The sequence below is a fragment of the Micromonospora sp. IBHARD004 genome (assembly GCF_052814115.1).
The window spans coordinates 5,421,271-5,434,918 of sequence record NZ_CP199934.1 but is presented as its reverse complement, the minus strand read 5'-3'; the positions used below and the strand labels follow the sequence as shown (position 1 = coordinate 5,434,918).

11 protein-coding genes are annotated in these 13,648 nt (G+C 73.7%); 9 read left to right on the top strand and 2 right to left on the bottom strand.

The features are described from left to right. Nucleotides 1-91 precede the first annotated feature (91 nt). Entirely contained in the window at nt 92-793 is a 702-nt protein-coding gene (locus ACTWO6_RS26450) for a lysophospholipid acyltransferase family protein (RefSeq protein WP_446216471.1), read from the top strand. 42 nt (nt 794-835) lie between these two features. Here the strand turns inward: ACTWO6_RS26450 and ACTWO6_RS26445 are convergent, their stop codons facing one another. Continuing rightward, nucleotides 836-2,305 carry a cryptochrome/photolyase family protein gene (locus ACTWO6_RS26445; protein ID WP_446216470.1) on the bottom strand — a complete coding sequence of 490 codons (1,470 nt, stop codon included), beginning with the start codon at nt 2,303-2,305 and terminating at the stop codon, nt 836-838. Between the two features lie 85 nt (nt 2,306-2,390). After that, nucleotides 2,391-3,401: a hypothetical protein gene (locus tag ACTWO6_RS26440; RefSeq protein WP_446220772.1), complete on the bottom strand. Its 1,011-nt coding sequence runs from the start codon at nt 3,399-3,401 to the stop codon at nt 2,391-2,393. Between the two features lie 850 nt (nt 3,402-4,251). Here ACTWO6_RS26440 and ACTWO6_RS26435 point away from each other — a divergent pair. The 8 genes from ACTWO6_RS26435 to obgE all read left to right on the top strand — a co-directional run bounded on the left by ACTWO6_RS26435 (nt 4,252) and on the right by obgE (nt 13,648). Further along, nucleotides 4,252-4,872, top strand: a complete 621-nt coding sequence (locus tag ACTWO6_RS26435) for a TMEM175 family protein (protein WP_446216469.1) — start codon at nt 4,252-4,254, stop codon at nt 4,870-4,872. A gap of 92 nt (nt 4,873-4,964) precedes the next feature. Next, nucleotides 4,965-6,956: a TIGR03960 family B12-binding radical SAM protein gene (locus ACTWO6_RS26430; protein WP_446216468.1), complete on the top strand. Its 1,992-nt coding sequence runs from the start codon at nt 4,965-4,967 to the stop codon at nt 6,954-6,956. Between the two features lie 224 nt (nt 6,957-7,180). Further along, on the top strand, nt 7,181-7,876 hold the full coding sequence (locus ACTWO6_RS26425) for a TIGR03936 family radical SAM-associated protein (protein ID WP_446220771.1): 696 nt from the start codon (nt 7,181-7,183) through the stop codon (nt 7,874-7,876). A gap of 132 nt (nt 7,877-8,008) precedes the next feature. Then, nucleotides 8,009-11,056: an Rne/Rng family ribonuclease gene (locus ACTWO6_RS26420; RefSeq protein ID WP_446216467.1), complete on the top strand. Its 3,048-nt coding sequence runs from the start codon at nt 8,009-8,011 to the stop codon at nt 11,054-11,056. Between the two features lie 118 nt (nt 11,057-11,174). Then, entirely contained in the window at nt 11,175-11,324 is a 150-nt protein-coding gene (locus ACTWO6_RS26415; protein ID WP_446216466.1) for a hypothetical protein, read from the top strand. Between the two features lie 165 nt (nt 11,325-11,489). Next, nucleotides 11,490-11,804: a 50S ribosomal protein L21 gene (gene rplU, locus ACTWO6_RS26410; protein WP_067312477.1), complete on the top strand. Its 315-nt coding sequence runs from the start codon at nt 11,490-11,492 to the stop codon at nt 11,802-11,804. Nucleotides 11,805-11,815: 11 nt separating this feature from the next. Then, nucleotides 11,816-12,073, top strand: a complete 258-nt coding sequence (gene rpmA / locus ACTWO6_RS26405) for a 50S ribosomal protein L27 (protein WP_130339153.1) — start codon at nt 11,816-11,818, stop codon at nt 12,071-12,073. Between the two features lie 90 nt (nt 12,074-12,163). Beyond that, a complete protein-coding gene (gene obgE / locus ACTWO6_RS26400; RefSeq protein WP_446216465.1) occupies nt 12,164-13,648 on the top strand; it encodes a GTPase ObgE in 1,485 nt (494 codons plus the stop codon).

Genomic DNA, 13,648 nt, shown 5'->3' with positions numbered 1-13,648 from the left:
ACCACCCGGGCGGCCGGCCACCCGATCGGGCCGGCGCGACCCCGTCCGCTACCGTGACACCGCCTGTTCACGTACGACCGCCGGAGGACCAGTGCCCCTGCTCTACACCATCGGCAAGCTCACCGTGGCGCCCGCGCTCCGGTTGGCCTTCCGTCCGCACGTGGAGGGGTTGGAGCACATTCCGGCGACCGGTGGTGCGATCTTCGCGGGCAACCACCTCTCCGTCGCCGACGAGCTGCTGCTCGGCACCGTCGTCCCCCGGCACCTGGCCTTCTGGGCCAAGTCGGAGTACTTCACGGGCATCGGCGTGAAGGGCGCCTTCTCCAAGTTCGTGCTCACCGGGCTGGGCGCCATCCCGGTCGAGCGGGCCGGCGGCCGGGCGGCGCTGTCGGCGTTCGACGCCGCCATCCCGGTGCTCAAGGCCGGCGACCTCGTCGCCGTCTACCCGGAGGGGACCCGCTCGCCCGACGGTCGGCTCTACCGGGGGCGGACCGGCGCGGCCCGGCTGGCCGTGGCGGCCGGCGTGCCGATCATCCCGGTCGGCGTGACCGGCACCGACAAGGCGCAGCCGATCGGGGCCCGGGTGCCCCGGCCCGGCCGGGCCGAGATCGGCATCCGGTTCGGCAAGCCGCTGGACTTCACCGGCCGGTCGGACGACCGGACGTCGCTGCGGGCGATGACCGACGAGCTGATGGCCGAGATCCAGAAGCTCACCGGCCAGGAGTACGTGCCGCGCTACGCCCCGCCGCGCGCCCACTCGCCGGTCAGCGGCGAGCCGCCGACCGCGTCCTGAGCCGGACGGCGGCACCGGTCGCGCGCCACCTCGCCGGCGCCGTCACGGCGGGTCGTCGCCCCGGCGTTTCTCCTGGGCGACCACCGCGTCGAGGTCGGCGAGCCGGTCCATCTGCTTCATCGTGCGAGCCATCCGGGCGTTGCCCGGGATGCGGTCCCGGTTGCGGGACAGGAACGCCCAGTAGCCGGCGGTGAACGGGCAGGCGTCCTCGCCGAGCCGCTTCTTCGGGTCGTACCGGCAGCCGCCGCAGTAGTCGCTCATCCGGTTGATGTACGCGCCGCCGCCGACGTACGGCTTGGTGGTCATCCGGCCCAGGTCGGCGTACTGGCTCATGCCGACCACGTTGCCGGTCATCACCCACTCGTAGCCGTCCACGAAGCGGGTCTGGAACCACTCGACCAGCTCGGCGGGGCGCCAGCCCCGCTGGAGCGCGTAGTTGCCCAGCACCATCAGCCGGGGAATGTGGTGCACCCAGGCCCGGTCACGGACCCCGGCGAGCACGTCGGAGAGGCAGTGCGCGTCGACCGCCTCGGCGTCCAGGTCGTTCCACCAGGCCGGCAGCGATCGCCGCGCGCTCAGCTCGTTGCTGGAGCGCCAGCCGGCCTCGAAGTACCAGTAGGTGTGCCAGATGTAGTCCCGCCAGCCGAGGACCTGCCGGACGAAGCCCTCCACGCTCGCCAGCGGCGCGCCTTCCCTGCGGTACGCCCGCTCGGCGCCCCGGACCGCCTCCATCGGGTCGAGCAGGCCCAGGTTGAACGAGGACGACAGCATGCTGTGCGCCAGCCACGGGTCGGTCGACAGCATCGCGTCCTCGTACGGGCCGAACGCGGCGAGCCGGTGCCGGAGGAAGTGCCGCAGCCGGGCCTTGGCCTCCTTGCTGGTGGCCGGGAACCGACGCGGGCCGTCCCGGCCGGCGAACCGGATCCCCTCCCGCTCCCAGCGGTCCAGGTCGGCCCGGACCTCGGCGTCGATCTCGTCCTCCTTCGGCATGGGCGCCGCCGGCACGTCGAGCTTCCCGTCCTTCGGTGGTGGCTCCCGGTTCTCGACGTCCAGGCTCCACCGGCCGCCGGCCGGGTCGCCGCTGTCCAGCAGCACCCCGTGGTGCTCCCGGGCGAACCGGTAGAACGCCTCCATCCGCAGCGCGCCCCGGCGCTGGTCCGCCCACTCGGCGAAGTCCGCCAGGCTGGTCACGTAACCGCGCGCCGGCAGCACGGTGACCCGGTCCAGGCCGCGGACGAAGTCCAGGGCCCGCCGCGAGGTGGGGTGGCAGACCTCCAGCGGCTCGCGAACCTTCTTCAACGCCTGCCCGTACGTCTCGGTGCGCAGGAAGACGGCCTGGTCGCCGAGTTCGGCGGCGCGGTGCCGCAGCGCGGAGAGGAGCAGGTGGGCCTTCTGCCGGTGGTAGACGCGACGACGGAAGACCGCCTTCGACTCGATCAGCAGGACCGGCTGCCGCCGGTCGTCGAGAAAGTGCGGCCCCAGCTGGTCGGCGAAGAGCCAACGCCGCGACATGTCCCGATTGTCACCCATGAACCGGGTTCATCCGTGACGGGGAACGATAAGCTTTACGTGTTCGTGATCCTGCACAGAGTGACGGTCAGGGCTGGTCCGGGGTGACGATCTGCTGGCGCAGCTCGTCCAGCAGCCGGCCGCTGTCGTCGAGCGAGAGCCGGGTGAAAACGGCGGTGGCGAGGCTGCCGTGGTCGACCGAGGTGCAGACCACCACCGCGTCGCCGTCGGCGCGGCCCACCGCGCAGCGCTCGTACCGGCCCCGGATGCGGGTCTCCACCGGCACCGCGGGATCGAGCGCGTACCGCTCGGTGAGGCGGGCCATCTCGGCGTCCGCGTCCGACTCCGGGGTGAGCCGGAAGCCCGTGCCGCCGAAGACCGTCACCCGCTTGCCGTCGTCCGTGGCGTAGACGCCCGCGAAGGTCTCCTCGGCGAGCAGGTGGGCCTGGCGTACCTCGGTCTCCAACCGCTCGGCGGTGGCCTGGCTGCGCGCGTCCTCCCGCAGCTGCAGGCCGGACACCTGGTCGGGCAGTGCCGCACTGGCCGGGTACTGGGTGGAGAGCGGCTGGGCCCACCAGAGCGGGACGCCGCAGCAGCACGCGACGCTGAGCAGCAGCACCCACGGCCAGCGTCGTCGGCGGCGGACCGGGACCGGGACGTACCCCTTCGGCGCCCGCCAGCCCGGCGGCGGGGCGACCGGCGGCGGGGTCGCCCGCCGGCGCTGCTTCGGCGGCCGGGCCGGCGCGGGCGGCGGCGGGGACACCGGCGCCGGCGGCGGCGCCGGACGGGCGGCGACCGGGACGGGCGCGGCCGGCGGACCGGGCGGCGGGGCGACCGACGGTGCCGGATAGGGGAGCGTGTGCGGCGGCGCCGGGTAGGGGAGCGTCGGCGGCAGGGCCGGGAAGTCGGCGGAGTGCAGCTCCCAGCCGCTCGTGTCGGCGCCCGCCCACGGGTCGACCGGGACCTGGTGCTCCGGCGCGGGCGCCGGGACCGGGGTGGGCTCGGCGGACTCGCCCCAGCCGCGCTTGCGGGGCGGTGGCGGCGGGACGGCGGCGGAGCCGCTCCACCGGGGGGCCGCCGGCTCCGGCCGGGTCTCCACCCGGGTCGGGTCGGGTCGGGTCTCGACCCGGGTCGGGTCGGGCGGCGCGGGCGGCGGCGCCGGCTCGGCGCGGGTCGGGACGGCGGCGGAGCCCCGGGCCGGGGTGACGGGCGGCGAAGTGGGCTCGGCCGCGGCGTCCGGGGCGGGCGGTGCGGCGTGCTCGGCCGCCCCGGCCGGGTCGGTCGTCGCCGGGCCGTCGCCGGTCTCGGCCGCTGCGTCGGAGGCCGGCGCGTCGTCGCCGTCGGCCGTGGCCTCGGCGGTCGCGGCCGGCTCCTCGTCGTGGGCGGCCCGGGCGGCCGCGTCGGTCCGCTCGTCGTCGGCCGGGGCGGGGTGGCCGGCAGCGGAACGTGCCGAGGCGTCCTCGTCGGCCGCGGGCTGGTCGCCCGGGGCGGAGGCGTCGTCCGTCGCGGAGCGGTCGCCGGGCGCGGGTGGATCGCCGTCGCCGGTCTCCGCCGGGGCGTCGGTGGGCAGCTCGAAGGTGCCGTCCGCGCCCGTGGGCGGCCCGGCGGGCGGCGGTACGGGCTCGTCGGTGACCACCGGATCCCGGTCCCGGCCCGTGACCGGGGTGCCCCCGTCGGCCGGCCGGTCTGCTCCCGGCTGCGGCTCCGGCATCGCGGCAATCTCCTCTCGCGCCGGTTGCGAGGTTAGTACCGGCGTGCCACCGCCGACCAATCCGCCCGCCGCCCGCCGCCCGGAGCGACGGCCGGGGGCGACCGGGCGGGCCGGACCGTACCCGGGTCGGGCCGCCCCGGCGCGCCACCGGCGGTGTCCGGAGGGTCACGCCTAGTCTCGGCGCATATCCGCAGCGGGCGAGGTCGCCGGCACGCCGCCGGTGAGCGACATCGGCAGGATGACCGGGTTCAGCGACGGGGTGTTCGCCATCGTCATCACCCTGCTGGTGATCGAGCTTCGGGTGCCCGCCCACCGGCCGGGGGAGCTGCTCGCCGGCCTGGCCGAGGAGGCCCCGGCGTACGTCGCCTTCCTGGTCTCCTTCGGCTACCTCGGGGTGATCTGGCTCAACCACCACGCGCTGCTGCGGCTGATCCGTGGGGCCACGCTCGGCCTGAACTGGATCAACCTCTGGCTGCTGCTCGGCGTGGTGGTCATCCCGTTCCCCACCGCGGTGCTCGCCGCCGCCTTCACCCACGAGGGGAACGACCACGACCGACGGGTGGCCGTGCTGCTCTACGCGCTGACCGCGGCGGCGATGTCCGCGCCCTGGCTCGCCTTCTTCGGCTATCTGCGCCGGCGTCCCGCGCTGCTGGGCGAGGGGATCTCCGTCGCGCACGTCGCCGCCCAGCGGGCCCGCCCGGTCACCGGGATGGTGCTCTACCTGTTCAGCGGCGCGCTGGGCTGGTTCGTCAGTCCGGTGCTCGGGGTGATCGGTATCGTCGTCATGATCGTCTTTCACGCGTTGACCAGTGAGGGCGTCCGCCGGAGGCGGCCGCACCGACGCGCGGAGCGCCGCTGACCGCCGCAGTCCGGTTCCTCCCGGCATGGGCGACCGAACCGGCGGGCGGTGCGGCACGGTGTCCGGCGGACGGGCGCGTACCCTTGGGCATCATGAGCGTCCCGTCCACGACGCCGCGCCCCGCCGCGGCCAACTCCGTCTGGCCCCAGCTTGAGCCGCTGCTGCCCCAGGTGACCAAGCCCATCCAGTACGTCGGTGGCGAGCTGGGTGCGGTGGTCAAGGACTGGGACGCGGCGGTCGTCCGCTGGGCGCTGATGTATCCCGACGCGTACGAGGTGGGCCTGCCCAACCAGGGCGTGCAGATCCTCTACGAGGTGCTCAACGAGCTGCCCGACGTGCTCGCCGAGCGGACGTACGCGGTCTGGCCGGACCTGGAGAAGCTGATGCGCGCCCACGGCGTGCCGCAGTTCACCGTCGACGCGCACCGCTCGGTACGCGACTTCGACGTGTTCGGCGTCTCGTTCTCCACCGAGCTGGGCTACACCAACCTGCTCACCGCGATCGACCTGGCCGGCATCCCGATGCTGGCCGCCGACCGCACCGACGCCGACCCGGTGATCGTGGCCGGCGGGCACGCCGCGTTCAACCCGGAGCCGATCGCAGACTTCATCGACGCCGCCGTGCTCGGCGACGGCGAGGAGGCGGTCCTGGAGATCACCACGATCGTCCGGGAGTGGAAGGCCGAGGGTTCCCCGGGCGGCCGGGACGAGCTGCTGCTGCGGCTGGCCCGCACGGAGAGCGTCTACGTGCCGCGCTTCTACGACGTCGACTACCTGCCCGACGGCCGGATCCAGCGGGTCGTGCCGAACCGGGCGGACGTGCCGTTCCGGGTGCACAAGCGCACCACGATGGATCTGGACGCCTGGCCGTACCCGAAGAAGCCCCTCGTGCCGCTCGCCGAGACGGTGCACGAGCGGTACGCGGTGGAGATCTTCCGGGGCTGCACCCGGGGTTGCCGGTTCTGCCAGGCGGGCATGATCACCCGCCCGGTCCGGGAGCGGTCGATCACCACCGTCGGCCAGATGGTCCGCGACGGCCTGGAGTTCTCCGGTTTCCACGAGGTGGGCCTGCTGTCGCTGTCGTCGGCCGACCACTCCGAGATCGGCGACATGTGCTCCGGCCTCGCCCAGCAGTACGAGGGCACGAACGTCTCGCTCTCGCTGCCGTCGACCCGGGTGGACGCGTTCAACATCGACCTGGCCCAGGAGCTGTCCCGCAACGGCCGGCGGACCGGCCTGACCTTCGCCCCGGAGGGCGGGTCGGAGCGGATCCGCAAGGTGATCAACAAGATGGTGTCCGAGGAGGACCTCATCCGCACCGTGGTCACCGCGTACACCAACGGCTGGCGGCAGGTGAAGCTCTACTTCATGTGCGGCCTGCCCACCGAGACCGACGAGGACGTGCTCCAGATCGCCCGGATGGCCCACGAGGTCATCAAGGCCGGCCGGGCCGCCACCGGCTCGAAGGACATCCGCTGCACGGTCTCCATCGGCGGGTTCGTGCCGAAGCCGCACACCCCGTTCCAGTGGGCGGCGATGGAGCGGCCGGAGGTCATCGACCGCCGGCTCAAGATGCTCAAGCAGGAGATCAACTCGGACCGCTCGCTCGGCCGGGCGATCGGTTTCCGCTACCACGACGGCGAGCCGTCGCTGATCGAGGGCCTGCTCAGCCGCGGTGACCGCCGGGTCGGCGCGGTGATCCGCAAGGTCTGGGAGAACGGCGGCCGGTTCGACGGCTGGAGCGAGCACTTCTCGTACCAGCGCTGGGTGGACGCCGCCGCCGAGGCGCTGCCGGCCTTCGGCGTGGACCTCGACTGGTACACCACCCGGGAGCGCGACGAGCTGGAGGTCCTGCCCTGGGACCACCTCGACTCCGGTCTGGACAAGGACTGGCTCTGGCAGGACTGGCAGGACTCGCACTCGGAGTACGAGCAGGACGACTGCCGGTGGACCCCGTGCTTCGACTGCGGCGTCTGCCCGTCCATGGACACCGAGATCCAGATCGGCCCGACCGGGAAGAAGCTCCTCCCGTTGACCCCGATCGGCGGTTCCGGCCTGAAGGTCCCGTCCGGCACCCAGCAGTGACCGCTTTCCCGCAGTGACCGCGGCGGCCGGCGGTCCGACCGCCCGCCGCCGCCAGCGTTGATCATGAAGTTGTTGTCACCGGCACGGCGTGTCGTCGACAATAAGCTCATGATCAACCGGTCCTGACCTCGAGGAGCACGACGATCAGCAAGAAACCACAGCCGGAGGGCGGGCAGGCACCCGTCGTCCAGCGCGTCCGGATCCGGTACGCCAAGCGCGGACCGCTGCGGTTCACCTCGCACCGGGACTTCGCCCGGGCCTTCGAGCGCGCGCTGCGCCGGGCCGGCGTACCGATCGCCTTCTCCCAGGGCTTCACCCCGCACCCGAAGATCTCGTACGCCAGCGCCGCGCCCACCGGGGTGGCGAGCGAGGCCGAGTACCTGGAGATCGGTCTCCGGGAGCCGGTCGACCCGGTTCAGTTGCGAGCCGCGCTGGACGCCGCGCTCTCGCCGGGACTCGACGTGCTCGACGCGGTGGTGGCCGGGCCCGGCAGCCTCGCCGACCGGATCGAGGCCTCGCACTGGCGGATCGAGCTGCCCGAGGTCGACCCGGCGGTGCTGGGGCAGGCGGTTGCCGTCTTCGCCTCCGCCGAGGAGATCCAGGTCGAGCGGATGACCAAGCAGGGGCGGCGGACCTTCGACGCGCGCGCGGCGGTCATCAGCATCGATGTCGCCCTCGCGTCCGAGACGCCTTCCGGGGCGTCGGCCGTACCGTGTGCGATACTCGAACTGGTCGTGCGGCAGGTCACCCCGTCCGTACGGCCCGATGACGTCCTTTCCGGCCTCCGCGTGGTGGCCGCCCTGGAGCCGCCGGTCTCCCCGAGGGTGATCCGGCTGGCACAGGGCACGCTGACCGCGCAGGGCGAGATCGTGGATCCGTTGGATGCGGATCGCGACGGGGCAGCCATCGGTGAACACTGACCGACGGTCAGTGTTCCAAGCAGGCAGACTTCGGCGGTCGCGCACCTCGCGCGCCCGGCGGAAACACTTTTGCGGCGACCCTGCGTGGCAGCGCTCACCCGCGCCCGGGGCAGCCAGAACTGGAGAACGTCCATGCTCGAGAACGAGCCCGAGGGCGGCGAACGGACCGGCTCACAGCCGGCCGGCGACACCGCCGACACCAGCACCACCGACAGCACCACCGAGCCCAAGGCGCCGGCCCGCAAGCGGGCCAGCCGGCGCCGCAGCGCCCCGCTGAACCAGCCGGAGCAGACCGACGCGCCGGCCGAGGCGTCCACCGATGCCGGCACGACCACCGGCGAGGCGCCCGAGGCCGAGGTGTTCGCCCCGGTCGCGGGTGAGCTGGAGGCCGCCCCGAAGACCCCCCGGCGCCGCCGCAAGGCGACCCCCGCCAAGGCGGCCGAGGAGCCCGTAATCGCCGCCGCCGCGGAGGAGGCCTCCGAGGAGGTCGTCCCGCCGGTCAAGGTGACCCGCACGCGGCGCAGGAAGGCCGTCCCGCCGGCCGCCGAGACCCCGGCCGCCGAGCCGACGGTCGAGCCGCACGCCGTCGCCGAGCCGCAGGCGGACATCGCGCCGACCCCGGCCGAGGAGACCACCGCGGAGGAGGCCGCCGAGGAGGAGGTCACCCCCGAGGAGGAGGCCGAGGAGACCGCGAAGCGGACCCCGGCGGCGGAGAGCGCCGCGGAGCCGACGCCGACCGCCTCGGGCGCCGCCGAGATCCCGCCGGCCGCCGAGGGCGCCACCGCGCCGCGGGCCGAGGACCGCACCGGCGACGTCGCGCCCGGCGCGGCCGTTCCGGGTGAGCAGCCGGCCGAGCAGCCGGAGCCGCGTACCCGCCGGCGGCGGGCCGCGCTCTCCGCGCCGACGGTGCTGTTCATGGCGCCGCAGCCGGAGGAGGCGCCCGTCGTCCGGGCCGCCGCCCCCGCGCCGGCCGCCGAGGAGCCGGTCGAGGAGCCCGTCGAGACCGGACGCCGTCGTCGGCGCGCCCGCCGCGAGGCGGAGCCGGCCGAGGTCGAGGTCGAGGTCGACGAGGAGCCCGCCGTCGAGGCCGAGGAGATCGGCGAGGCGGAGGACGAGGACGAGGAGTCGGCCGCGGCCCGTCGCCGCCGCCGTCGCGGCCGGCGCGGTCGCGGCCGGGGCAAGGGCGGCGTGGAGGACGCCGAGGACGAGGAGGCCGAGGAGGCCATCCAGGCCGAGAGCGCCGAGGCCGAGGCCGAGGAGGCCGAGGAGGAGGAGGGCGAGGGCGAGGGGCTGACCCGCCGCCGGCGCCGCCGCCGCCGTCGGGGCGCCGGTGAGGTGGAGGGCGGCGCCGAGGACGGCGTGCCCACCGTGGTCAAGATCCGTGAGCCGCGTCGGGCCGTCGACGAGGTGCAGGGCGTCTCCGGCTCGACCCGGCTGGAGGCCAAGCGGCAGCGCCGCCGGGACGGCCGGGAGCAGCGGCGTACCCGGCCGCCGATCCTGAGCGAGTCGGAGTTCCTGGCCCGCCGGGAGGCGGTCGACCGGGTGATGGCGGTCCGCCAGCGCGGCGACCGCACCCAGATCGCGGTCCTCGAGGACGGCGTGCTGGTCGAGCACTACGTCACCCGCAACTCCTCCGGCACCATGGCCGGCAACGTCTACCTGGGCAAGGTGCAGAACGTCCTGCCCAGCATGGAGGCGGCCTTCGTCGACATCGGGCGCGGCCGCAACGCCGTGCTCTACGCGGGCGAGGTCAACTGGGACACCACCGGCCTGGAGGGTCGGGCCCGCTCCATCGAGCAGGCGCTCCGCTCCGGCGACTCGGTGCTGGTGCAGGTCACCAAGGACCCGATCGGGCACAAGGGCGCGCGGCTGACCAGCCACATCGCGCTCTCCGGCCGGCACCTGGTGTACGTGCCCAACGGCAACGCCTCCGGCATCAGCCGGAAGCTGTCGGACACCGAGCGCAAGCGGCTGCGCGACGTGCTCAAGAAACTGGTTCCGGACGGCGCGGGCGTGATCGTGCGGACCGCCGCCGAGGGGGCGAGCGAGGACGAGCTGGCCCGCGATGTCAAGCGGCTCCAGGCGCAGTGGGAGGACATCCAGGCGAAGTCGGCCCAGGGTGGCGCCCCGGTGCTCCTCTACGAGGAGCCGGACCTGGTCATCCGCGTGGTGCGGGACCTGTTCAACGAGGACTTCCGGGACCTGGTGATCGAGGGCGAGCAGGCGTACGAGGAGGTCGAGTCGTACCTGTCGCACGTCTCGCCCGACCTGGTCGCCCGGCTGCGCCGGCACGTCGGCACCAGCGACGTCTTCGCCGAGTACCGGATCGACGAGCAGATCCTCAAGGGGCTCGACCGCAAGGTCTTCCTCCCCTCCGGCGGGTCGCTGGTGATCGACCGGACCGAGGCGATGACCGTCATCGACGTCAACACCGGCAAGTACACCGGCTCCGGGGGAAACCTGGAGGAGACGGTCACCCGGAACAACCTGGAGGCGGCCGAGGAGATCGTCCGCCAGCTGCGGCTGCGCGACCTCGGCGGCATCGTGGTCATCGACTTCATCGACATGGTGCTGGAGTCGAACCGGGAGCTGGTGCTGCGCCGGCTCACCGAGTGCCTCGGCCGGGACCGCACCAAGCACCAGGTCACCGAGATCACGTCGCTGGGCCTGGTGCAGATGACCCGCAAGCGCATCGGCGCGGGCCTGCTGGACGCGTTCAGCGAGACCTGCGAGTGCTGCAAGGGTCGCGGCGTGATCATCCACACCGAGCCGGTGCCGGAGAAGCCGCGCGGCGGCGCGGGGGAGAAGGTCAAGGCGGTCGCCTCGGCCGTCACCACCCCCGCCGCCGAGCAGGGCGGCACCGCCTCGTCGCGGCGCCGGGCCCGCAAGGCCGCCACGCCGGAGAAGACCGTGGCCGAGGTGACCGAGGCCACCGACACCGAGGTGCCGACGGAGCCGGACTACCACGACACGATGGGCTACGACCTGTCCCGGTACGAGTCCGAGACGCCGGCCGCCCCGGCGGTCGCCGACAGCCAGGAGGGCGAGTCCGCCCGGCTGGCCGCGGCGGACGACCCGGACGCGCTGGCCGACGGTGAGACCGACGAGGAGGGCACCGAGGGCGGCACCGGACGGCGGCGCTCCCGTCGCGGCGGCGCCCGTCGGCGTACCCGGCCGTGAAGCGCTGACCTGCGCGAAGTCTGACAGGGCCCCTTCCCCGGCAACAGTGTCCGGTGGGAGGGGCTCTGCCGTCCCGACGACCCCCGGCCGGACGGCGGCTCCTCGGACAGGAGGAGACATGCGTCGCCCGCTCGCGGCCACGATGGTGGCCGCCGTCCTGCTGACCGGCGCGGGCTGCGCCGACGGGACCGACTCCGACCCCTTCGGAGTGGGCTTCGCCTCGTTCGACCGCCTCCAGCGGCGCCTCGACGAGCTCCGCCCGCGCTGACCAGCGGCCCGGTTTGGGTGGCGGGCCGGGTATGGCGTACGCTTGCCTGCGGCGCACTTTGGTGTGCCGAGTTCCCGCGTGCCCGCGCCGCCGGTGTCACTGCTACCCGGCGAGTTGCCGTGGGAACGACCGCCAGCAGCCTCAACGACAGGGAGTCCGCCTCCGATGTACGCGATCGTCAAGACCGGCGGCAAGCAGTACAAGGTCGCCGAGGGCGACGTGATCGAGGTCGAGAAGCTCACCGGTGCCCCCGGTGACGCGGTGAAGCTCACCGCGGTGCTCCTCGTCGACGGTGACGACCTGGTGACCGACGCGGCGAAGCTTGCCAAGGTCGCGGTGTCCGGCGAGATCGCCGCGCACACCAAGGGCCCGAAGATCCGGATCCACAAGTTCAAGAACAAGACCGGCTACCACAAGCGCCAGGGTCACCGCCAGCCGCTGACCCAGGTCAAGGTGACCGGCATCTCCAGCGGGAAGTAGGTCGTCCTCCAATGGCTCACAAAAAGGGTGCGTCCAGCTCGCGTAACGGCCGTGACTCCGCGGCCCAGCGACTCGGCGTGAAGCGCTTCGGTGGTCAGGTCGTCAGCGCGGGTGAGATCCTCATCCGTCAGCGTGGCACCAAATTCCACCCCGGTGACCTGGTCGGCCGTGGCGGCGACGACACGCTGTTCGCGCTGGCTGCCGGCTCGGTCCAGTTCGGCACCAAGCGCGGTCGCAAGACCGTCAGCATCGTGGTGCCGCAGCAGTAGTTCTCCGGCGAAGCGGGCCGCGGACCTCGTGTCCCGGCCCGCTTCGTCTTTTCTCACGCGGGGGTGGACCCCGCTGGAAGGATTGGCGTCGTGACGACGTTCGTTGACCGGGTCGTCCTGCACATGCAGGCCGGCGACGGCGGGCACGGCTGTGTCTCCATCCACCGGGAGAAGTTCAAGCCCTTCGGCGGGCCCGACGGCGGCAACGGTGGGCACGGCGGCAGCGTCTCGCTGGTCGTCGACCCGCAGGTGACCACGCTGCTCGACTTCCACTTCCGGCCGCACCTCAACGCCGAGAACGGCAAGGGCGGCGCCGGCTCGAACCGGGACGGGGCCAACGGCCACGACCTGATCATCAAGGTGCCGAACGGCACCGTGGTGCAGAGCCTCGACGGTGAGGTGCTGGCCGACCTGGTCGGGGCGGGCACCACCTTCGAGGCGGCCCGGGGCGGCCGCGGCGGGCGGGGCAACGCCTCGCTGGCCAACGCCCGGCGCAAGGCCCCCGGCTTCGCCGAGCTGGGTGAGCCCGGCGACCGGCTGGACGTGGTGCTGGAGCTGAAGAGCGTCGCCGACGTCGGCCTGGTCGGCTTCCCGTCGGCCGGCAAGTCGTCGCTGATCTCGGTGATCTCCGCCGCCAAGCCGAAGATCGCCGACTACCCGTTCACCACCCTGGTCCCGAACCTCGGCGTGGTCCGGGTGGACAACCACACCTTCACCGTCGCCGACGTGCCGGGCCTGATCCCGGGCGCGGCGACCGGCAAGGGCCTGGGGCTGGAGTTCCTCCGCCACGTCGAGCGCTGCGCCGTGCTGGTGCACGTGGTCGACACGGCGACGCTGGAGCCCGGCCGGGACCCGCTCGCCGACATCGACACCATCGAGGCGGAGCTGTCCGAGTACGGCGGCCTGGCCGACCGGCCCCGGCTGGTGGCGCTCAACAAGATCGACGTACCGGACGGGCGGGACCTCGCCGAGATCGTCCGGCCGGACCTGGAGGCGCGCGGCTTCCGGGTCTTCGAGGTCTCCACGGCCACCCGCGAGGGGCTCAAGGAGCTGATGTTCGCGATGGCCGAGGTGGTCGAGCAGGCCCGCAGGGCGGCGCCGCCGGCCGAGCCGACCCGGATCGTGATCCGCCCGAAGGCGGTCGACGACACCGGCTTCACCATCGAGGTGGAGGAGGACGGCTCGTTCACCGTCCGGGGCGCCCGGCCGGAGCGCTGGGTGCGGCAGACGAACTTCGACAACGACGAGGCCGTCGGCTTCCTGGCCGACCGGCTGGCCCGCCTGGGCGTCGAGGACAAGTTGGCCAAGGCCGGCGCGGACCCCGGCGACCTGGTGCGGATCGGCGAGCGGGAGTTCGACTGGCAGCCGACCCTCTACGCCGGGGTGGACTTCGTCCCGGGCAACCGGGGCACCGACATCCGGCTGGAGGAGAAGTCGACCCGCGCCTCGGCGGCGGAGCGGCTGGCCGCCCGCAAGGCCCGCCGGCGGCGTCCCGAGGACGCGCTGGAGGCCGGCGGCCTCGACGCGGACCTCTCCGACGACCTGGACGACGACGACCTGGACGACGACGAATAG